Source organism: Monashia sp. NPDC004114, from assembly GCF_053603855.1.
Map to the genome: position 1 here is coordinate 26,262 of NZ_JBSGGK010000032.1, position 20,076 is coordinate 46,337.

At 70.3% G+C, this 20,076-nt stretch carries 16 protein-coding genes and 1 pseudogene; 8 read left to right on the forward strand and 9 right to left on the reverse strand.

What is annotated here, in order from left to right:
* Window positions 1-197 precede the first annotated feature (197 nt).
* Window positions 198-1,958, forward strand: coding sequence for an AAA family ATPase (locus tag ACWEOW_RS24540; protein WP_452271874.1), 1,761 nt, complete (start codon window positions 198-200; stop codon window positions 1,956-1,958).
* Between the two features lie 982 nt (window positions 1,959-2,940).
* On the opposite strand, the gene ACWEOW_RS24545 is transcribed toward ACWEOW_RS24540, so the two are convergent.
* Window positions 2,941-3,078: a hypothetical protein gene (locus ACWEOW_RS24545; protein WP_452271875.1), complete on the reverse strand. Its 138-nt coding sequence runs from the start codon at window positions 3,076-3,078 to the stop codon at window positions 2,941-2,943.
* A gap of 1,651 nt (window positions 3,079-4,729) precedes the next feature.
* Here ACWEOW_RS24545 and ACWEOW_RS24550 point away from each other — a divergent pair.
* Window positions 4,730-5,806 (forward strand): ParB/RepB/Spo0J family partition protein, encoded by a 1,077-nt coding sequence (locus ACWEOW_RS24550; RefSeq protein WP_452271876.1) that lies wholly within the window; start codon window positions 4,730-4,732, stop codon window positions 5,804-5,806.
* 42 nt (window positions 5,807-5,848) lie between these two features.
* On the opposite strand, the gene ACWEOW_RS24555 is transcribed toward ACWEOW_RS24550, so the two are convergent.
* Window positions 5,849-7,309: a hypothetical protein gene (locus tag ACWEOW_RS24555; protein WP_452271877.1), complete on the reverse strand. Its 1,461-nt coding sequence runs from the start codon at window positions 7,307-7,309 to the stop codon at window positions 5,849-5,851.
* Window positions 7,310-7,448: 139 nt separating this feature from the next.
* Between ACWEOW_RS24555 and ACWEOW_RS24560 the strand changes: the two genes are divergently transcribed.
* Together ACWEOW_RS24560 and ACWEOW_RS24565 are read left to right on the forward strand one after the other, a co-directional pair.
* Entirely contained in the window at window positions 7,449-8,306 is an 858-nt protein-coding gene (locus ACWEOW_RS24560; RefSeq protein ID WP_452271878.1) for an Fpg/Nei family DNA glycosylase, read from the forward strand.
* Window positions 8,307-8,392: 86 nt separating this feature from the next.
* Window positions 8,393-11,572: a BTAD domain-containing putative transcriptional regulator gene (locus tag ACWEOW_RS24565; protein ID WP_452271879.1), complete on the forward strand. Its 3,180-nt coding sequence runs from the start codon at window positions 8,393-8,395 to the stop codon at window positions 11,570-11,572.
* A gap of 32 nt (window positions 11,573-11,604) precedes the next feature.
* Here ACWEOW_RS24565 and ACWEOW_RS24570 read toward each other — a convergent pair whose 3' ends face one another.
* The 3 genes from ACWEOW_RS24570 to ACWEOW_RS24580 all read right to left on the reverse strand — a co-directional run bounded on the left by ACWEOW_RS24570 (window position 11,605) and on the right by ACWEOW_RS24580 (window position 14,116).
* Window positions 11,605-12,006, reverse strand: a complete 402-nt coding sequence (locus tag ACWEOW_RS24570) for a nitroreductase family deazaflavin-dependent oxidoreductase (RefSeq protein WP_452271880.1) — start codon at window positions 12,004-12,006, stop codon at window positions 11,605-11,607.
* 125 nt (window positions 12,007-12,131) lie between these two features.
* Complete coding sequence (locus ACWEOW_RS24575) at window positions 12,132-12,965, reverse strand: ABC transporter permease (RefSeq protein WP_452271881.1); 834 nt, start codon at window positions 12,963-12,965, stop codon at window positions 12,132-12,134.
* A complete protein-coding gene (locus ACWEOW_RS24580; RefSeq protein ID WP_452271882.1) occupies window positions 12,962-14,116 on the reverse strand; it encodes an ATP-binding cassette domain-containing protein in 1,155 nt (384 codons plus the stop codon). The genes ACWEOW_RS24575 and ACWEOW_RS24580 overlap by 4 nt, the downstream gene beginning before the upstream one ends.
* 110 nt (window positions 14,117-14,226) lie before the next feature.
* Here ACWEOW_RS24580 and ACWEOW_RS24585 point away from each other — a divergent pair, with 110 nt between their 5' ends.
* From ACWEOW_RS24585 to ACWEOW_RS24595, 3 genes are all read left to right on the forward strand, one after another.
* On the forward strand, window positions 14,227-15,117 hold the full coding sequence (locus ACWEOW_RS24585; protein ID WP_452271883.1) for a metallophosphoesterase: 891 nt from the start codon (window positions 14,227-14,229) through the stop codon (window positions 15,115-15,117).
* 105 nt (window positions 15,118-15,222) lie between these two features.
* A complete protein-coding gene (locus ACWEOW_RS24590) occupies window positions 15,223-15,534 on the forward strand; it encodes a DUF4287 domain-containing protein (RefSeq protein WP_452271884.1) in 312 nt (103 codons plus the stop codon).
* Window position 15,535: 1 nt separating this feature from the next.
* Window positions 15,536-16,366 carry an alpha/beta fold hydrolase gene (locus tag ACWEOW_RS24595; protein ID WP_452271885.1) on the forward strand — a complete coding sequence of 277 codons (831 nt, stop codon included), beginning with the start codon at window positions 15,536-15,538 and terminating at the stop codon, window positions 16,364-16,366.
* Between the two features lie 80 nt (window positions 16,367-16,446).
* Here the strand turns inward: ACWEOW_RS24595 and ACWEOW_RS24600 are convergent, their stop codons facing one another.
* The gene (locus tag ACWEOW_RS24600; protein WP_452271886.1) at window positions 16,447-17,112 is read right to left on the reverse strand and encodes a hypothetical protein; all 666 of its coding nucleotides are present in this window, start codon (window positions 17,110-17,112) and stop codon (window positions 16,447-16,449) included.
* 275 nt (window positions 17,113-17,387) lie between these two features.
* On the opposite strand from ACWEOW_RS24600, the gene ACWEOW_RS24605 reads away from it, so the two are divergent.
* The gene (locus tag ACWEOW_RS24605; RefSeq protein WP_452271887.1) at window positions 17,388-18,044 is read left to right on the forward strand and encodes a GNAT family N-acetyltransferase; all 657 of its coding nucleotides are present in this window, start codon (window positions 17,388-17,390) and stop codon (window positions 18,042-18,044) included.
* Window positions 18,045-18,047: 3 nt separating this feature from the next.
* Here the strand turns inward: ACWEOW_RS24605 and ACWEOW_RS24610 are convergent, their stop codons facing one another.
* The 3 genes and pseudogenes from ACWEOW_RS24610 to ACWEOW_RS24620 all read right to left on the reverse strand — a co-directional run.
* Entirely contained in the window at window positions 18,048-19,277 is a 1,230-nt protein-coding gene (locus ACWEOW_RS24610; RefSeq protein ID WP_452271888.1) for an N-acetylmuramoyl-L-alanine amidase, read from the reverse strand.
* A 148-nt stretch (window positions 19,278-19,425) separates the two neighbouring features.
* On the reverse strand, window positions 19,426-19,749 hold the full coding sequence (gene trxA, locus ACWEOW_RS24615; RefSeq protein ID WP_452271889.1) for a thioredoxin: 324 nt from the start codon (window positions 19,747-19,749) through the stop codon (window positions 19,426-19,428).
* A 75-nt stretch (window positions 19,750-19,824) separates the two neighbouring features.
* Window positions 19,825-20,076: pseudogene (locus ACWEOW_RS24620) on the reverse strand (thioredoxin-disulfide reductase); the annotation flags it as partial.

Genomic DNA, 20,076 nt, shown 5'->3' on the forward strand with positions numbered 1-20,076 from the left:
CGCGTGACGTGGCTTGCGGTTCGACCCCCGAGACCGGAGGTGCTCCCCTCGTGACGATGTCGACCAACCTCGGATGGCCGAGCGAGCCAGAGCCCGGTCCGGAGCACCGTCGACTTGGCTGGCTGGCTCGCATGCTTGGTGTTTCACGTGAAACGGGCGGCACGTCGGCGCCTACTCCACCGGGGGAAGGTGCTGCGGTGGAGACGGTGCCTGATTCGGCGATCGCGGATGCCGCGTCCACAGAGGTCGCGCCGGGGGAGGCCGCGGCCGCGGGCACCGCGCCGGGGGACGTCGCGCCGGGGGACGGCGCGCGGGGGGACGTCGCGCGGGGGGACGTCGCGCGGGGGGAGGCCGCGCCGATGTCTGTGGCACCAGGTGGCGGCTCAGCCTGGGACGTGGAGTCCACCGCGCCCGCCGCGAACGAGCACGAGCCGTCTGGACCTGACTCGGTGTCCGTGGTCGCACCGGGCGTCATCGAGCGGCCAGCAGCGGTGACCCGCCCGGAGTCGGCCGAGCCCTCGGCCACGGCGGGTGATCCGGCACGCGGGGATCTTCACAACCCGACGGACGGGTGGCACGAGGCGCCGTCAGCGCCTCAGGAACAGACGGCAGGTTTGATGGACACTCCCGCCATGGCGCCGTTGGTGGCGACGGGCGACGCAGCCGGCTCAGGGGCCGAGCTCGGGCCGGATGACGAGCGGATGGCGGAGACTGGGCACCCCGACGGGGAGCCGGATGAGGCGAAGGTGGTCGAGGTGGAGGTGCCCGGCGCGGGGTCTGAGCTGACGGATGCGGTCGCGCAGAGCGCACCACCGGACCTCGACGGAGACTCACTCGGGATGGTGTCCGCGAGTGCTTCCATCCGTGGCACGGAACCCTTGTCGGACGTTTCCGAAGACTCCCTGCTCGTCCGTGAGCCTGTGGACAGCCCCGTGGATGACGGGGCCGAAATCGAGGCGTCCGAACGGGAAATGGGCATTTCAGAGGTTGGGGAAAACGCTGTGGATGACCGCATTGGTGCACACCGTTTCGGCAGCCGCACGGTCGAGCGAGATGCGCTTGCTACGACCCCCAGTGTCGACGACGACGACGCGCCGCATGCACGAGAACTGGCCGAGAACGCACACCGACGCATTCAGCTGACAGGGCGTCCCTTTCCCAAGCCGGCGGCCCCGCGCGTCCTCACCGTGGCCAACCAGAAGGGTGGCGTGGGAAAGACCACGACGACCGTCAACGTGGCCGCCGCGCTCGCTCAGGCAGGTCTCCGAGCGCTCGTCATCGACCTGGATCCTCAGGGCAACGCCAGCACCGCCCTCGGCATCGACCACCACGCGGAGGTGCCCTCGATCTACGACGTCCTTGTCGAAGGCACGCCGCTGCTCGAGGTGATCCAACCGTGCACGACGGTTGACAACCTCTACTGTGCCCCGGCGACCATCGACCTCGCAGGAGCGGAGATCGAGCTGGTCTCGCTCGTCGCCCGCGAGTCGCGCCTCCAGAAGGCGATCGTCGCTGCCACCGAGACCGGACATTCCTTCGACTACATCCTCATCGACTGCCCGCCGAGCCTGGGCCTGCTCACCGTCAACGCGATGGTGGCGGCCAGCGAGGTGTTCATCCCGATCCAGTGCGAGTACTACGCACTCGAGGGCCTGTCGCAGCTGCTCAAGAACATCGAGCTGGTAAAGGCTCACCTGAACCCACCGCTGCATGTCTCGACGATCTTGCTCACGATGTATGACGGCCGAACCAGGCTGTCCGCGCAGGTGGCGGACGAGGTCCGAGAGCACTTCCCCGAGCAGGTGCTACGGACGACTGTCCCCCGCTCGGTACGAGTGTCCGAGGCCCCGAGTTTCGGCGAGACGGTCATGACCTACGACCCGACCAGCAGTGGTGCCCTTGCCTACCTCGAGGCTGCCGGCGAGATCGCCGACCGGGGCGCGCAGGGTCGCGTCTGACGCGCGACGTACTACCCGTCACGGGGTCGCCACCACCTGGTGGCGGCCCCGTTTCACGTGAAACCGTGTCGGGCCGGGAACATGGGTGGTCGTTGTCGCCGGTCATCGCTGGTTGTCACTCTGGTGATGATGTGGTTGTCACTCTGGTGATGATGTGGTTGTCACTCTGGTGATGATGTGGACGTCGCTGTGGTGATGATGTGGACGACGCCGTGGGGTGAGGTTCGACGTGCGCGTCGGTTCAACGCAAGCGTCGATGCCATGGGTCGACTTCCGGGCGCTCCGTGATGCCGCAGGCGACGCGCCCGTTCTGGAGACTTCGCGGGCGCACGGACGGCTCGGCTCGGCGGACCCGGTGCCGGTCCACGAGGGCGAGCGCGACAACGTGACGGGTTTGAGAGCGATCAGTCGGGCGTGTCACCGCGGGCGTCACCGCGGCGCAGTCGTCACCCCGCCGAGGGTCGGCACGTCTCAGGCTGCCACCTCGGTGCGGTGTGGCGCGATCCGGTGATGCGCAACGAGCGCCCGAGACTGGGGACGTGACGTCCGGCCTGGACCGGCCAGCCGGACGCGGTGCTGGCTGGGATCCGGGCGCGGCGTGGCCGGCGCAGTGAGCCGGCCAGGCTCTGCCCATCGGGTGATGGACCAGGCCCGTCCGTCGGCGTGGTTGGCTCCCTCTGGCCGGCGACGGCGGCGAGCCGCGCAGCGACCGAGGGCTCGCGCGGGAGCCAGCCTGTCGCGACCACGACGTGTTCGCCTCTCGCGAATTGACAGCAGCATCGCGGCGCCGCAAAGCGTTTCACGTGAAACGAGGCGCGTCCCGAGTGAGTCGATCGCAGGATCGACACCCGCACGCCCCGGAGGGGATCCAACGGCCGGGCGGGCGGTGAATGTGGTGGTGTCTGGCCCCAGACCACCGTGACGAGTATCCGTGAGAACGGGCCAAGGCCAGTCCGCACCACGGGGTGCGATTGCGCCGGCTTCAGCGGACCTGGGTGCCGCGACATCGACTCGACATCAAGGCCGGGTCGGCGAACCGCTTGTCGCGCGTCGAGGGCGCCCGGTCGGACGTGCCCAGCACGATCTTCACGATGCGCTGGGATGCCGTCGCTTTGGCCATGCCCCGGAGGGGCAGGAGCTCGGCTACCGCGTCATCGGCCAGGTCGTCCGGCTCCGCCGCGAACTGATCATGCGCCCGCTGTGCCCGCGAACCGTCTGGTGGCCGCCACCGCCGATGGCGTGGAGTGTCCGCGCCGGCACCGTCACGGTCGCCGGCGGCTGGCCCCACGGCAACGCAGCGACGACGCGGGACATGGTTGTCGAGGTCGATGACTACGGAAACAGCTCTCAGGCTTGGGCGGCGTCAGCCCATCCGTTCCGCAGGTTGAACCATGAGCCCGTCTGCACCGGTGGGCGTTTCACGTGAAACGGCGGGCCGGGCCCGGTTGGGCAGCCTGGCCCCGCAGAGCCATCAGGCGGCGAGGTCCCCCTCGCACGGGTCGCACGCCGCCCCGATGGGCATGTCCAGGTTGCCTCGGCAGCTTGGCTTGGCGAAGTCGATCGTGATCCGGGGGTCGCGGGACGAGCCTGCGGTCGCAGAGCTGATCCAGAGTGGCCGCTGGGACGCTGTTGTTTCACGTGAAACACCCGAGCCGGAGCAGGGCGCGGCCGAGACCACCGTGTCCGCGCCCGGATGTTCGGGCGCGCTTGGCGAGGGTCCCTACCCTGCGAGCTTCGAGGCATCGGCTTCACCGGACGATGGGAGGTCCCCGATCCAGGGCAAGCTCCGATGGGGAAGGAGCTGGACGCCCAGGAGTCCATTGCAGCCCGAACGCCTCTTCGGCGTGGCGCCGGCTGCAGAGCCAACCGTCGCCCGCCCGGGACCGGGCGTGCGGCGCCAGCACGAGCTGCGACCCGATCTGATCGTCCGCCGCCCGGGTCCGTCCATCCGCTGCCGGGTCGGCTCTTCCAGCGTGTCGATTGCGTGGGCGAGGACGGGACGGCGAGACCTTGCGCTGCTCTCCATCGCGATCACCAAGACTCGACTGAGCTCGCCCCAGTCCCCCCGCCCTGGGCGACCTACGCCACCCCGAGGGCTGGCAACCAGCCTCGGCAGTGTCCCGGGGGGACGCGCGGAGCCGCGCTGCGGACGAGCGAGGTGAGCGAGCGTGCGGCGCGAGCCGGGCAGCGTCCGCCAACGCTGGCCAGACCAGGACGGTCGACCTCGACGTCTGGCCACATCGGCCATGGCCGTCCCCCAGGCGGCGAGAGTCGACGCCGTAGCGAACGAGGCCCGTCACCAAATCGGGCCCGGCTCGACCGAGAAGTCGACCACGTCGGCCTCGGCGCCGATGCGCACGCAGGGGAGCGGCCGATGTAGTCACCCCCTCGGGCGAAGCCAGCTCAAGGCCGGCAAAGGCGATTCGCGTCGGCGTCCACAGCCACCGGACAACGGGATCAGGAACGACCCGACCGGATGCCGGTCGGGCTCACGCGCAACAGACCGGCGTTCGGCTTCATCCTGTGTTTCACGTGAAACGCCGGCAACGCATCGACAGCGTGACCCGGCACATCGGCTCGCGACGAACCATCAGACGGCACAAGGCCTTCCACCACTCGCATCGGTCCACGTTTCACGTGAAACACGGCAGGAGCGTCTCCAAACTCGAGTTCCCGACACTGTGCATCCGTGCAGGCCGCGCCCTCACGGAGCACCTAGACTGAACGCCGGACGCGAGGTACGCGTCAGATCACGGCAGAGGGACTGACTGATGGCGGAGAAGCGTCGAGCACTGGGCCGGGGTCTGGGAGCGCTCATCCCCAGCGCGCCGAGCGGGAGCACCAACCGACCCGTTGATGTCTTCTTCCCCGACCAGAAGAGCGCCGACGCCACGGGCGACCACGGCACCCCGTCCGCAGCCGACATCGGCACCAACGGACACGGCGCCACGTCCGTGCTGTCCACCCAGGACGGCGCCGCGGCGCTGGCCGCCGACCAGACCGGACTGGCCGTCGTCCCTGGCGCCGAGTTCGCCGAAGTCGACATCGACTCGATCCGTCCCAACCCGAAGCAGCCGCGCACGGTCTTCGATGAGGACGAGATGGCCGAGCTCGTTCACTCGATCCGCGAGATCGGTGTGCTGCAGCCGATCGTCGTTCGGCGCATCCCCCGCGACCAGGTCGAAGCGGCGGACGGCAAGAAGTACGAGCTCATCATGGGCGAGCGCAGATGGCGCGCCTCGCAGACGGCCGAGCTTGGCGTCATCCCCGCCATCATCAAGGACACGAGCGACGACGACCTGCTGCGCGACGCGCTGCTGGAGAACCTGCACCGCAGCCAGCTCAACCCGCTCGAGGAAGCTGCGGCATACCAGCAGCTGCTGGACGACTTCGGCTGCTCGCACGAGGAGCTCGCGACCCGCATCGGACGCTCACGCCCCCAGATCTCCAACACCCTGCGCCTGCTCAAGCTGCCGCCGCTCGTCCAGCGCCGCGTCGCCGCCGGCGTGCTCAGCGCCGGTCACGCCCGTGCGCTGCTGGGCCTCAGCGATGGCGCCTCGATGGAGCGCATGGCGCAGCGGATCGTGGCCGAGGGGCTGTCGGTGCGCACCGTCGAGGAGCTGGTGGCCCTTGGCGATGGTGACACCCCGGCCAAGCCTCGACGCCCGCGTGCCGGCACCCGCCACCCTCAGCTGGACCAGTTCACGGTCGGCCTTTCCGACCACCTCGAGACGAGGGTCAACATCGCGCTGGGTCAGCGCAAGGGCAAGATCACGGTCGAGTTCGCATCGATCGAGGACCTGCGCCGCATTCTTGGTCTGATGGGGATGTCCGCGCCCACCGAGTGACCACTGGTTGAGCACCCTCGAGCGGGCGCCGCGAGGCACCCCTCACAGCCAGGGCGCCGGCCGTGGGATCCGCACGGCGACGACGTTGTCGACAACGAGCACGTTGGCGCTCGGATCCTTCTGAGCGGCAGCCGCGATCTTGGTGCACTCCTTGGGTGTGCACCATTGCGGGTAGATGCGGTACTGGTCCCACATCATGTTCGTCACCGTGACCGCCGTGATGTTGCCGGCGGTCTTGATGCGCTCCGGCGGGGGCGACCACTTCACCACACGCATCCCGGGGTGGGACGCCGATACCGTCGCACCCTCTTTGACCAAGGCGTCGTACTGGATACGGGTGGCCTGGTGGGCATCGAGATCGGTGCGCCACATCACGGTCCCGACCACGGCGATCACGACGAGCGCCGCTACGCCGGCGACGCGAGACCAGCGGAAACCATTGAGCAGCAGCGCCGCTGGAATGCACACCGCAGGCCACAGCCACAGGGCGCCCCGGTCGCCGGTGACCACTCCGGACACCGTCGTCAGCGCGCTGTCGACACCGGCGGCGATGAGCGTGGCACCGAGGACGATGCTGGCAGGCCGTCGAGTTCTACGGTCGACGACCGCCCAGATGATGCAAGCCAGGCCAACCACTCCGGCAAGCCCGACAAGGACAGCGTCCTGCGCCAGCTGGCCGCCGGCGCGCCCGAGGTTCTCCGAGAGATCGGCCAACGACCGGAGCGGGTTCGGCTTGCGCCAGACGGAGATCGTGACGCCGAACTGGCCGAAGGCCAGCCAGTTGAACGTATAGACGAGCAGGACGCCGAAGCCGTACGACAGCGCGAACCAGACCGCGAGGGCGAGGAGCCGCCGCACCGATGCACCGGTCTCGGTCACGGCGACCGCGAAGAGCAGCAACGCGGTGACCGGGGGATAGCTCAGCACGGCCAGGCTGACGAACACCAGCATCCACGCAGCCAGGGCGAACCGGTGCCGTCGGGCCAGCGGCAGGCTCCATACGCCAACCGCAACGACGATCATCGATGCCGAAAGCGTTGCCGGCCAGTAGATGAGCATGATCCACACGCCGGAGACCATGAACGTGAACATGACGAGGAAGACCTGCCACGCGCGCCGCAGCGCGAGGAGGCGCACCATCCCCCAGACGTACGCGGCATACGACGTGAAGAAGATCGCGGACGCGACCACGATGGACGTGCGCTGGCCGAGGACGCGCCAGTAGAGCCAGTTGAGCCAGCGGCCTTCGTACTTGTTGCGGTTGAAGATGTTCTGCCCGCCCGGGTCGTTCTTGCGGAGCGTGAACGCCCAGTCGTCGTGCCGGATGAACGGGTGGGTGAGCTGGAGCCACACACCGGTGACGAGGATGACCAGTGCGATGGCGGCGAGCGGGACGAGCCATCCAGGCCAGGCGCGGGCAGGCCGTGCGGGCGCGGATGACTCCACCCCCACCACGGAGGGCTCGGCATACGTCTTCTCGGTCATCGACTCCCCTGCGGTCATGCACGGACTGCTCCACGCTAGCCTGCGCTTCTGCAAGAAATCTTCACGTTGCCATCGACACAGCGCACGTGAGGGAGGCGGTGCCGCAGGATCCGCTGTCGCGCAGGCAACGCCACAGCGGCGATCGGGAGGACCAGACGTGCCGGAGGGTCACACGATTCACGCCCTGGCCGATCGACTCAACGGCGCGTTCCGTGGCCACCCGGTCGCCGCCTCGAGCCCGCAAGGCAGGTTCGCCGTCGACGCTGAACGGCTCGACGGGCGCATCCTCGAGCGCGCGCACGCGTGGGGAAAGCACCTGTTCGTCGAGATCGGTGATGCGACGCTACACGTTCATCTCGGGCTCATCGGGTCATTCCCGGTCAAACCCCGAGGGGGTATGCCGCCACCCGAGCCCCAGCCCACGGTCCGCCTCCGACTCGTGGGCCGTGAGCACTGGGCCGACCTGCGCGGGCCGATGATCTGCACGGTTGTCGACGCGCGCCGGGAGCGGGAGATCGTCGCCACTCTCGGCCCGGATCCGCTCCGCCGCAACCAGCGACCCGACCGGACCTGGCCGCGAGTTCACCAGAGCCGCAAGACAATCGCCGAGCTCATGATGGACCAGTCCATCATCGCTGGCGTCGGCAACGTCTACCGCTGCGAAGTGCTCCATCGGCTCGCGCTCGATCCGCTGACATCCGGCACGAGGCTCGAGCACGCGACCTGGAGCGCGGTGTGGGACGACCTGAGGCTGCTCATGCCGCTCGGGCGCACGTTCTCCCAGATCCTCACCATGCCCGACCAGGTCGAAGCGGCCCGACGGCTCCGCCGGAGTGGCCGGGCGAGGGCGATCACCGATCGGCTGACCGGTGAGCGGCTGGGGGACTACTTCGAGCGTCGCTTCCTGGTCTACCAGCGCACCGGCGCGCCGTGCCCGAGATGTGGCGGGCCTATCGCCGACCGCCAGGTCGCCGGGCGAACTCTCTACTGGTGTCCGTCCTGTCAGACCGCTTGACCGCGTGACCGGATGACGTCTGCGGCGGGAAGCACCCGCGTCAACGGCCCGGCCTGGGGGAGCGTGGGCGAACGTACGCTGTCCCCGTGCAGCCCCTGCTCAATCTCGGTGACGAAGTCTCCTGGCGCGGCCGGCCGCTGGTCGGTGACCGCGTGCAGACGCTGCTGGCCGTGCTCGCCGCCCACGCGCCCGAGCCGGTCAGTGATGAGCGGCTCATCGACGAGCTCTGGGGTGCCGACCTGCCGACGAACCCGGCCAAAGCATTGCAGGTGGTCGTCTCGCGGACGCGAACCATGACGGAACGGACGGCCGTCGAACGAGGTCCTGCGGGCTACCGGCTCGGCCTGTCGAGGGAGGACGTCGACGTCCTGCTGGTCGAGGAGCTTGCCGCCAGCGCGGCCGAGCGCCTCCGCTCGGGTGCCGCCGCCGAGGCGGCCGACCTGGCGAGGACCGCGATCGCCCTGAACGTTGCTCCCACCGCTGAGTCAGCGCCGCTCGCCGACGTCCGCAGCTCCGCCCGCAGACACGGGCGGTCCGCTCGCCGGACCCTGGCCCTGGCCACGGCAGCTCTCGGTGACCACAACGACGCACTGCCGCAGCTCGTCACCGCGGCCGAGGCCGACCCGGATGACGACGAGGTCATGGCTACACTCCTGACCAGCGAGGCCGCCGTCGTGGGCCCGGCGGCAGCCCTGACGCGCTACGAGGCGCACCGTCGCGACCTGGCCGAGCGCCTCGGCACCGACCCGGCTCCGCGCCTCGCCCGGATCCACCAACAGCTTCTCGACGCGGACCATCCTGTGCGACAAGGGATTCGGCACTCAGCGACCGAGCTGCTCGGTCGCGCCGACGACCTCAGCAGCATCGGAGCGCTGGTGCGCACGGTTCGTGTCACCTCCATCGTCGGGGCAGGTGGCCTCGGCAAGACCCGCCTCGCACACGTCATCGGTGCCACCGCGGAGCAGTCGGTGGTGCACTTCGTCGAGCTGGTCGGCGTGACCACGTCCGAGGACGTCGTCGGCGAGGTCGGCTCAGCCCTCGGGGTGCGCGACTCGGTTGTCGGCCGCCGAACGCTCACGCCACGACAGCGTGCCGACGTCCAGGCGCAGATCGCACAGCAGCTCGACCGCACGCCGACCCTGCTCATCCTCGACAACTGCGAGCACGTCATCGAGGCCGTTGCGGATCTCGTCGCCTACCTCGTCGCAACCTGTCGTGACGTCGCCGTCCTGACGACATCACGGGCACCGCTCGGGATCGCGGCCGAGCACGTCTACGCCCTCGGCGAGCTGAACCCACAGGACGCCGCAGACCTGTTCCGGCTGCGCGCCAGGGCCGCGCGACCCGGCGTCGCGCTTCACCCGGACGCCGTCCGTGCGGTGGTCGCCCGGCTCGATGGGCTGCCCCTGGCGATCGAGCTGGCCGCCGCCAAGGTGCGAGCCATGTCGGTCGAGGACATCGAACGGCGCCTCAGCGACCGGTTCGCCCTGCTGCGCGGCCGCGATCGCTCGGCACCCGACCGCCACCAGACCCTGCTCGCGGTGATCGACTGGTCGTGGAACCTGCTCGCCGGGCCCGAGCGGCGCGCGCTGCGTCGTCTGTCGGTCTTCCACGACGGGTTCACGCTTCAGTCGGCCGAAGCGCTGCTGGGGGACGCCGCCCTGACCTCGATCGAGCTGCTGGCCGACCAGTCTCTGGTCGTGGTCCGCGACCTCGAGGACGGGGTGCGGTACCGGATGCTCGAGACGGTCCGCGACTTCGGCAGGCTCCAGCTCACCGCATCCGATGACGAGGCGGACGCCCTTGCAGCCCAACGAAACTGGGCCACAGGACTGGCAACCCTAGCTGCTGCCCGGCTGTACGGTCCGGACCAGGTCGACGCGATAGACGAGATCGGTCGGGAGGAGGCCAACCTCACCGACGTCCTCCACAGGTCGCTGGCGCTGCCCGACCCCGAGGCGGTCGTGGCCTTGGTGGCGGGGCTCGGCGGCTTCTGGGCTATCCGTGGCGACAACCCGCGCCTGATCACGCTGGCCGATGCGGTCGAGGCGGCCCTCGACGGGTGGAGGCCACCGGACGGGCTCGTCGAGACGACGCGCACGGCGGTCGTCATCCTCGTCACCAACTCCACGGTCGTCGGCATCGAGACACCGGGCGCGCTGGCGCTGCTGCGAGAGCTCGGAGCGGGCGAGATCCCGAGCTTCACCCGGGCCGCGACCCGGGTCCTGCTCGCCGTCTACGCACCGGACATGGACGACGTCGAGCCCAGCCAGGCCGAGACGGTCGTCGCCGACCGCCTCCGGGTGCTCGGGGAGGACCGCGACCCGCTGACTGCGTCGCTCGCCCTGCAATGGCGATCGCATCTCCAGGAGAACTCGGGTGACCCTCAGGGAGCGCTCGAGGACGCGTCTGCCGCGCTCGCGATCGCCGTCGGCGGTCAGAGCCGATCGGCGATGGGTCCGTGGGGCGAGGCGCTGCTCAACACCCAGCTCGCCCAGATGAACGCCCAGCTCGGCTACTTCGGCGTGGCCGCTGAGCATGCCCGCCGCGCGATCCCGGTGCTCGAACGTCTCGAGTCGATCGACGACCTCCTCCAGGCCCACACGCTGGTGGCGATGGATGCGCTCGTCGACGGCCGGATCGACGAGGCCGAGGCGATCCTCGACTCGTTCTCCCGCTACGAAGGCGCCTCGATGTTCGGCGGCGGGGTCGTCACCGGGGCAGCCCGGGCCGAGGTCGCTCTGGCCCGCGGCGACGTGACGAACGCGCTGCGACGATACGACCAGCTGGCCGTGGACCTCGCCACCTTGCAGGTGCCCGGTCTGAAGGAGGTGACGGGGCTCGAGCCGTGGGCGGTGTTCGGCGAGGCCGTCGCCCTCACGGCACATGCCCGTCACGGCACCGCCGAGGACAGTCGCCGCTACGCGGACTCGGTCGCTCGCAAGGTCACGCGCGTGCTCGATGCCCAGACTCCACTGCTCGACCTGCCCGTCCTCGGCATGGGCCTCTTCGCGCTGGGGGTCTGGAGCCTGCTGCGCGACTCGTGCCCTCCGGCTCGGGGCGCGAAGCTCCTTGTCATGGCCGACGCGCTGGGCTACTCGCGCTTCGTCCCGACGATGGCCTGGGAGACGGCGCTCGCCGAGGCTCAGGACCGCGCACCGGGCCAGGTGCCGTACTGGCAGGCCGAGTATGCCGGTCAGCGCGGTCGCGAGATCCTCGACGACGCGCGGGCCGCGCTCGCCGACGCCGGTCTGCTGCGCAACTGACGCCGATCAGCAGACCCGACGTCCCCGCGCACTCACCAGCCGGTGAACGGCATACGGCGGAGGACCGGGACCTCCACGTACTCATGGCAGCCGAGGATCGGAAGCAGCGTCTTCGGCGGCTGCGGCATCCGGGCCAGGCCTTCGGCCTCCGTGAGGTCACGCGGCATACCGAGGGTGAGCACCGACCCGCGCAGGTGCATCCGGCCGCCACCGGCGGCGCGCAGGTTCGCCAGCCAGTCGACGCCGGAGCCATAGGTGAGAGCGATCGTGACGACCTCGCCGCCGTCGAAGGCCATCATCGGCACGTGGTAGGTGCGCCCCGACCGTCGCCCGGTGTGCTCGAGCTCCACGAACCACCCGTGCCCGGCGAGGTGCACCATGCCCTTGTTGAGGAAACGCTTGTTGACCTGGGTGATCGCCTTGGGGATCGGCATCGTCGCCACCTCCTGCACCTAGCCTGCCACGTCGGACCGGCCGATGGGCGTCGGCGCCCGCGACCACCCATGGGGTCGCGGGCGCCTTTGTGCCGCAAGCGATCAGCGCAACGACCACCGGGCGATCACATGCGACGGCGGTAGGCCCGCACCGACAGCGGCGCGAAGATGGCGACCACCGCGGCGCAGCCGACGAGCGCCCAGCCCACGTCGGCCGTCACGGAGCCGGCGTTGGCGAGGTCACGCACGGCGGACACGACGTGCGACACCGGGTTGATGCTGACGAAGGTGCCGAGCCACCCGGGCAGCGACTCGACGGGCACGAACGCGTTGGACAGGAAGGTCAGCGGGAACAGGATCATGATCGAGATGCCCTGGACCGCCTGGGCGCTGCGCGAGATCGTGCCGGCCCACGCGAAGATCCACGCGAGCGACCACCCGGCGACGATCGCCAGCAGGATCGCGCCGACGACGCCGAGCACGCCGCCGGCCGGGCGGTAGCCCATGAGGATGCCGGTCAGCATGGTGAGCACATTCGCGATGACGTAGCGGGTGAGGTCCGCCACCATCGGCCCCGCGAGCGGTGAGATGCGCGCGATGGGCAGCGACTTGAAGCGGTCGAAGACGCCCTTGTCCATGTCCTCGCGGAGCTGCACGCCCGTTGCCATGCACGCGGTCAGGGTGGTCTGCGCCATCATGCCCGGGATGAGGATCGGCAGGTAGGACTGGACGTCGCCGGCGATGGCGCCGCCGAAGATGTACGCGAACATCGCCGTGAAGAGCAGCGGCTGGATCGTGACGTCGAAGAACTGCTCCGGGTTGCGGCGCATCTTCTTCAGCGCGCGCCCGGCCATCGTGAACGTCTGGCTAACGGTGTCGCGCAGCGACACCGCGGCCCGGGTCGAGCCGGGGTCGATGGCCGTCGCCCCGCCGGTGGGAGCGAGAGTCGTGGTGGTCATGAGTGCTCCTCGGGGGTTCGGCCGCGAGCTTCGCCACGGTCGGTCGGGTTGCCATCGAGGTATGCCGTCGGGCCGGGCTCGCTTGTGGCAGTGGAGTTCTCGTCGGTCTGGTTCTCACCCGTGTCGTGGCCGGTGAGGGCGAGGAACACCTCGTCGAGAGTGGGCTTGCTGACGCTGAACGCGTCAAGGGAGATGTCTGCCTGACGCAGAGCGACGAGCAGCTCGGCAGCCTGGTCGGCACGGTCGAGCGGGACCTGGAGCTGTGCGCGCTCGGGGCTGAGGACCGGCTCGAGTCCGATCACCGAGCTCGAGAGGGTGGCGGCCTCCGCGAGCCGGTCCTGGTCGCGCAGCGTCAGCGACAGGGTCGAGTCGCCGACGGTCGACTTCAGCTCGTCGGGCGTGCCCTCGGCGACCTTGCGGCCGTGGTCGATGACCGCGATCCGGCTGGCGAGCTGGTCGGCCTCGTCGAGGTACTGCGTCGTGAGCAGGACCGTCGACCCGTCGGCCACGAGGGCCCGGATGGTGTCCCACATCTGGCCGCGAGTGCGCGGGTCGAGCCCGGTGGTCGGCTCGTCGAGGAAGATCAGCGGGGGACGCATGATGAGGCTCGCGGCGAGGTCGAGGCGCCGGCGCATGCCGCCGGAGAACTGCGAGATCTGGCGCGAGGCGGCCTCGGTGAGGTCGAACTTCTCGAGCAGGTCGACGGCGGTCGCCTTGGCGTTCGCGCGGGGGAGCCCTTGCAGGCGGCCGAAGAGGACGAGGTTCTCGGTGGCGGTGAGGTTCTCGTCGACCGACGCGTACTGCCCGGTGACGCCGACGAGCTGGCGGATCCGGTGCGGCTCGCGCTGGACGTCGACGCCGAAGATCTCGGCGTGGCCGCCGTCGATGGACAAGAGGGTGGCCAGCATGCGCAACATCGTGGTCTTGCCGGCGCCGTTCGGGCCGAGGACCCCATAGACCTCGCCGGGTCGCACGGTGAGGTCGATGCCGTCGACGGCGGTGAAGTCCTTGAACCGCTTGATGAGTCCCTCGGCCTGGACCGCGGGCGTGGCTCCGCCGCCCGGGCCGGTGCCGCGCGCATCGCCGTACGACGCGCTGGGCGATCGGCCCGCGGCGATGCCGTGGGTCGGGATGTCGGTGGTCGTTGTCATGGCTCCAGCGTCGGCCGTCCCGGTTTCACGACGCCTTCACGCCGGTTTCACGGCCACCGCGGCGGCTGCTGCGGCCGCACCGGCCCAACCGGGCGGCATAGATTGCTCGCATGGCCCTCAGCGGTTCGCGCCCGGCACCGACCCACGTGCTCGCCCACCTGTCCGACACCCATCTCATCGCCGGCGGGGGCCTGCTCGCCGGCCACATCGACACCCCCGAACAGCTGCGCAAGGCCCTCGCCCGCGTCGTGGCGTCCGGCGAGAGCATCGACGCGCTCGTCATCTCCGGCGACCTGGCCGACAGCGGCGACCCGGCGGCCTACGCGCTGCTCAGCGAGATCGTCGACCCCGTCGTCGAGCGCCTCGGCTGCGCCCTCGTCCTGACGGGCGGCAACCACGACGAGCGGCGGCCGATGTCGCTGGCGTTGTACGGCGAGGACTCCGACGACCCGCATGACACCGTCACGCTCGTGCGCGGTCTGCGCATCATCGCCCTCGACTCCGCCGTGCCGGGGTTTCACCACGGCGGCTTCTCCGACGACCAATATGCCTGGCTGGCAAGGGAGCTCGAGACGCCGGCCGAGCACGGCACGATCCTCGTCATCCACCACGCCCCCATCACCTACCGCTCGCCGGTCATGCAGCTGCTCGACTTCGAGGACGTCGAGCGGCTGCGTGATGCCCTCGCCGACACGGATGTGCGGGCCATCCTCAGCGGTCACCTGCACGTCACGAGCTTCGGGACACTGGGCGGTATACCGGTGTACGTCGCGGGTGGCATCAGCTATGTCGACGACGTCGGTGCCCCACGCGAGCTGCTCATGGGCGTCGACGGCCCGCAGTCGTGGAACCTCATCGAGGTGCACGCGGACCAGGTCGTGGGCACGGTCGCTCCCGTCGAGCAGCACAAGAGCTGGCCGGCCCTGTCCGAGTCGGTCATGGAGTTCATGGAGACGGTGCCCGAGGAGGACCGGCGGACGGTGTTCTCGACGAAGCGGTGATCGTATGACCTTTCGATATTCGTAATGTCGAATCGCCGTCGCCCGGATCGACATGAGGGTGTCACCACCGAAACCCCAGCCACCTTCACCACGAGGAGCGCCACGATGTCCTTCCAGGCCTACTTGGACACGATCGAGAAGAAGACCGGCCTCACCCCGCAGCAGCTCCTCGACGAGGCGGCCACCAAGGGCTATGGCCCCCAGACGAAGGCGGGCGTCGTCATCGACTGGCTCGCCGTCGACCACGGCCTCGGCCGCGGGCACGCGATGGCGCTCTACCACGTGATCACGAACGGTCCCACGATCAGCGAGAAGCAGGTGGGCACCGACGGAACCCACCGGGACGAGACAAGCGAGCTGCGGCTCGACGGCATCGCCGCGCGAGGCGGCGACCCAGTATCGACACAGAGGAACTGACATGAGCACCAACGAGACCAGCACCGGCACCGTGCAGCAGACCACGTCAGCAGACGGAACCGCCATCGCGTACGAGGCCTACGGCTCGGGCCCCGTCGCCGCCATCGTCGGCGGCGCCTTCTGCGACCGCGGCTCGTTCCGCGACGTCGCCGAGGCGCTCGGCGAGCTCGGCTTCACCGGGGTCACCTACGACCGTCGCGGTCGCGGGGACAGCGGCGACACCAAGCCGTATGCCGTCCGGCGGGAGGTCGAGGACCTGACCGCCGTGATCACGGCCGCGTCGAGCGGCACGGGCGAACCGGCATACGTGTACGGCGTCTCGTCCGGCGGCGCTCTCGTCATCGAGGCCATCGCCGCGGGCGCGCCGATCACCAAGGGCTCGGCGATCGAGGTGCCCTTCCGCACCGAAGCCTGGCCGCCGGCACCCGAAGACTACATCGGTACGCTCGAGCGGTTCGAGGCCGCGGGCGACCGAGAGGGCATCCTGCGCTACTTCAACACCAAGGCCGTCGGCATGCCCGACGAGATGGTCGACGGGATGCGTGGCACTCCCGCGTGGGAGCCGCTGCTGGCACTGACCTACACGGTCAGGTACGACGGGCTGTGCCTGGGCGGCGACGACCAGAGCCTGCCGACCGAGACGTTCGCCAAGGTGACCGTGCCCTTCCTGGCCGTGTGCAGCAGCGGCACCCAGATGCCCTGGCTGCACGACTCGGCCCAGGTCATCGCTGCGGCACTGCCCACCGCCACCGCGGTCGAGCTCCCGGGTGGCTTCCACGAGGTGCCGGCGGCGACGCTGGCGCCGGCACTCGCGGAGTTCTTCCGAAGCTGACGGCGACCGGCGCCCCTGCTGCGAGGCCTGCGTCGACGGTGCGTCGACGGTGCGTCGACGCAGGCCTCGGTGGGGCGCGGTCAGTGGATCCGGTCGACCTGTGAACCGAGGTCGGTCAGCTGCTGGGCCGCGCTGCCGACCGCCACGCTGCCGACCCAGCCGGTGGCTTGCGCGTCACGGCGGGCGACGGTGACGCGAGCGGTGTGCGGGCGGCCGGTCTCGTCGACCCAGTGGTTCGTCAGGGTGTCCGTGACGAGCGGGCTGGTCGCCGTGAACGTCAGGTCGATGCCCACTGCCGTGGGACCGGCGACGCCAGCTGGGTCGATGGCCCGGGCGGACCCGACGAGTCGTGCTCCGGTGAGCGCCGGCCGCACGCTGAGGACGCCGGAGTCGAGATCGAGGTCGCGCGCCCCCTCGAAGGCGCACTCCGTCGGCGGTGCTTCCGGGTTCCCCACCTCGCCGAGGGCGGGCGGCTCGACCCCCGGCGGGCAGGTCCACGCCTCGAGGCGCCCGGACGGTGCGTCAAGTCCCGGAGTGGCCAGGTCGTCGGTCGCCGCGACCACGCCGCGGTAGACGTTGCCCCCGAGCATCCCGGGGACACCCCCGGTGTCGAGCCACTGCACATACGCCATGCGCAGGTCCTGGTCGGAGATCGCGCCGCCCGCGTGAGCGGGCGAGCTGAGGGCAAGAATCGGCAAGGCGCCGATCCCCGCGGTGCAGAGCCATCGGATCGTGCTGGTACGCATAGGAATTCCCCTGTCCGGTGATGCCGGCCCTGATGGCCGGCCGGTCCTATGAGTACGCGACGGAGCACCAGAAGGTTGTCACGGACCTGGGTACCGATGCCCACGCGACTCGGAGAGCCAGCCGCAGGGTCACCTGGACGCAGGCGGCAGTCTCCTCGTGAGGTAGGCCCGCCGGGGGACGGGGTCCACCCGGCGAGCGGGCCGGGGGCCAGGAGGTCACCGGGCGGGCAGTCAGGCCAGAATGGGGTCATGCAGGCGATCAGGCGGGAGGTGCGATGCGCGAGCTCCAGCCGTTGACGCCCGAGCGCGTCGGCGACCTCGTCGGTGACTGTGCGCCCTGTACGTTCTGGCAGACCGTGCCGCGAAACGGCCACGCCGGCCCGGCCGACCCGCTCGAGCTCCTCGCCGAGTGGGTCGAGGCCGTGACCGGCGACTGGGGTCCGCCCGGCCGGGTCGCCTATGTCGACGGCCGGCCGGTCGGACACGTCCTCGTCGCCCCGGCTCGCCACGTCGCGCGGCTCGCCGCGTTCCCGACATCACCCGCTGACCCGGCCACCCTCATGCTCGTCACCGCGACCACGGCCGGCCCGGATGCCGGCCGCGGCCTGCGCAAGTCCCTCGTCCAGTCGGCGGCGAAGGACGCCCTGCGGCGGCGCGGCCGGTCGCTCGATGTCGTGGCCGCGCGGCCCCTCGCGGTGGGACGCCACACCTGCGTGCTCGACGTCGGATTCCTCGAGAAGGCCGGGTTCCGAGTCGAGCGCGACCACCCGGCATACCCGCGGATGCGGATCGACCTGCGCACGGTCGTCACGCTCAAGGACGAGGCGGCAGCCGCGATCACGCGAGCACTCGGCCGGATCCCGGGAGTGCGACCCGTGCCCGAGACGCATCCGCACGGGCCCAGCCGGGCGCGCTCGGTCGACAGCCCCTGAGGGTCAGGAGCCCGTCCGGCCGGCCCGGAGCGGCCCGGGCCCGCCCACGGCCTCCGCGCTGCGCATCGCATCGAGGTGTCGGCGCAGGTCGTCGAGCCGCAGCACTCCGGTGCGGGCCGTGTCGGCCTCGCCGAGGTAGACGCGCTGCAGGGCGACGACGACGGCCTCCGCCATGTGGTCGAGCGTGTGGTGGTCAGCCAGCGCGGACGCGTCGCCTGCGTGGTTGAGGTACCCGATGTCGAGCCGCACCGCTGGCATCCTGGTATGCCGCAGCAGCGGCCAGGTGCGGGCGTGCGAGCGGCAGTCGGTCAGGCCGGTGCGGGCCACCACCTCGCGCAGCAGGAGGTCGGCGAAGTGCTCGCCGATCGTCGACCAGCCGACCCCGTCGGCATGGCCGTAGAAGAACGTCGCCACGCCGTGGCCCGACTCCGTGGACGAGTGGTCGGAGTGCAGCGACAGCACGAGGTCCGCATCGCAGGAGTTGGCGAAGGCCGCGCGGTCCTCGTCGGAGCCGCCGTCGGTCGCGGTGGTGCGGGTGAAAACCACGCTCACGCCGTAGGCGGACAGCCGGCCTTCGATCCGGCGGGCCAGGTCGAGCGTCAGGACACCCTCGACGAGCCCGCGGGCGCCGCGCACGCCGCGGTCGGCGCCGCCGTGACCCGGGTCGAGCACGATGGTCCGCCCGCTGAGGCTGAAGCCCGACCGCCTGATCTGCTCGCGCTCCCGCAGTGCGTTGGCGGAGCCGCCGCTCACCGACCTCGTCAGCCCGGCGAAGGCCCGCATTGTCTCGGGACCGACCGTGCCGTCCGGGACGAGTCCGACCCCTGCCTGGAAAGCCCGCACCCCGGCATCGGTGTTGGGTCCGTGGATGCCGTCGACCTTGCCCGGGGTGAACCCCAGCTCGGCGAGGCGGGACTGGAGCGACACGACGTCGTCGCCCTCGATGAAGTGCTCCGGGATGTACCGCAGCACACGGTCCCCGAGGGTCCACCGGGCACCGTCCAGGACGGCATAGGTCGAGCGGCCGACGACGCCGTCGACGAGCAGCCCGCGGCGCTGCTGGAACGACTTGACCGCCGCCTCTACGCGCTCGTCGAAGATCGGGTCGCCGTAGCGGTCCGTGTGGCCGGGACCGCCGGGCAGGTCTCCTGACAGGACGAGGCGCTCGCAGACCGCCGCCACCGCTGGGCCCGAGTCACCGCGTCGGAGCACGACGAACTGTGGAGGGGTCATCTCGGCTCCTTCCTTTGGGAGGGCCCGAGCCGGGGTGCAGCTGGCTTCGCGAAGGGGTCGGGCTCGTCGGGGGCCGTGTTGCAGCGTAGTACGCCAAGGGGGTGGCGCCCGCAGTCCAGCGTGGCAGACCACCCCCAGTCGCACCTGGTCAGGCGATGAACTCCTCGAGCTCACGCAGCAGCTTCGGCTTCGGGTGAGCGCCGACGATCGACTTGACGACCTGGCCCTTGACGTACACGTTGAGCGTCGGGATCGAGACGACGCCATAGCGGGCAGCGGTGTCGACGTTCTCGTCGGTGTCGAGCTTGACGATCTCGATCTTGTCGCCGTACTGCTCGTTGATCTCCTCGAGGATCGGGGCGACCTTGCGGCACGGCCCGCACCACGTCGCCCAGAAGTCGACGAGCACGGGCTTCTCGCTCATGAGGACGTCGTCGGCGAAGGTGGCGTCGGTCGTGTTCTTCAGTGCCATGGAGTTTCCTTTTCCGTATGCCGCTGGGCTCGCGGTCGCTGGATGTGCGTGAGGAGGTCTTCGGCTGCGTCGAGGCTAGGCGTTGACACCGACGGTCGAGTCGGTCGCGTCGCGCAGGGTCGGGATCGCGCCGGAGTCGGTCTCGTCGATGAGGCGGGCTTCTTCGGCGGCGGCCTCGGGGGTGGTGGTGTCGGCCAGGGCGGCGAGGTAGTGCTCGGCGTCCAGCGCGGCCGCGCAGCCGGTGCCGGCGGCGGTGATGGCCTGCCGGTAGGTGTGGTCGACCAGGTCGCCGGCGGCGAACACGCCGGGCACGTTGGTGCGGGTGGA

Coding starts and splice junctions, on each gene's coding strand:
- ACWEOW_RS24605 (WP_452271887.1), top strand. CDS start 17,388: ATGCGCGAGCTCCAGCCGTTGACGCCCGAGCGCGTCGGCGACCTCGTC.
- trxA (WP_452271889.1), bottom strand. CDS start 19,749: ATGGCACTGAAGAACACGACCGACGCCACCTTCGCCGACGACGTCCTC.
- ACWEOW_RS24585 (WP_452271883.1), top strand. CDS start 14,227: ATGGCCCTCAGCGGTTCGCGCCCGGCACCGACCCACGTGCTCGCCCAC.
- ACWEOW_RS24575 (WP_452271881.1), bottom strand. CDS start 12,965: ATGACCACCACGACTCTCGCTCCCACCGGCGGGGCGACGGCCATCGAC.
- ACWEOW_RS24600 (WP_452271886.1), bottom strand. CDS start 17,112: ATGCGTACCAGCACGATCCGATGGCTCTGCACCGCGGGGATCGGCGCC.
- ACWEOW_RS24590 (WP_452271884.1), top strand. CDS start 15,223: ATGTCCTTCCAGGCCTACTTGGACACGATCGAGAAGAAGACCGGCCTC.
- ACWEOW_RS24610 (WP_452271888.1), bottom strand. CDS start 19,277: ATGACCCCTCCACAGTTCGTCGTGCTCCGACGCGGTGACTCGGGCCCA.
- ACWEOW_RS24595 (WP_452271885.1), top strand. CDS start 15,536: ATGAGCACCAACGAGACCAGCACCGGCACCGTGCAGCAGACCACGTCA.
- ACWEOW_RS24545 (WP_452271875.1), bottom strand. CDS start 3,078: ATGGCCAAAGCGACGGCATCCCAGCGCATCGTGAAGATCGTGCTGGGC.
- ACWEOW_RS24570 (WP_452271880.1), bottom strand. CDS start 12,006: ATGCCGATCCCCAAGGCGATCACCCAGGTCAACAAGCGTTTCCTCAAC.
- ACWEOW_RS24555 (WP_452271877.1), bottom strand. CDS start 7,309: ATGACCGCAGGGGAGTCGATGACCGAGAAGACGTATGCCGAGCCCTCC.
- ACWEOW_RS24550 (WP_452271876.1), top strand. CDS start 4,730: ATGGCGGAGAAGCGTCGAGCACTGGGCCGGGGTCTGGGAGCGCTCATC.
- ACWEOW_RS24580 (WP_452271882.1), bottom strand. CDS start 14,116: ATGACAACGACCACCGACATCCCGACCCACGGCATCGCCGCGGGCCGA.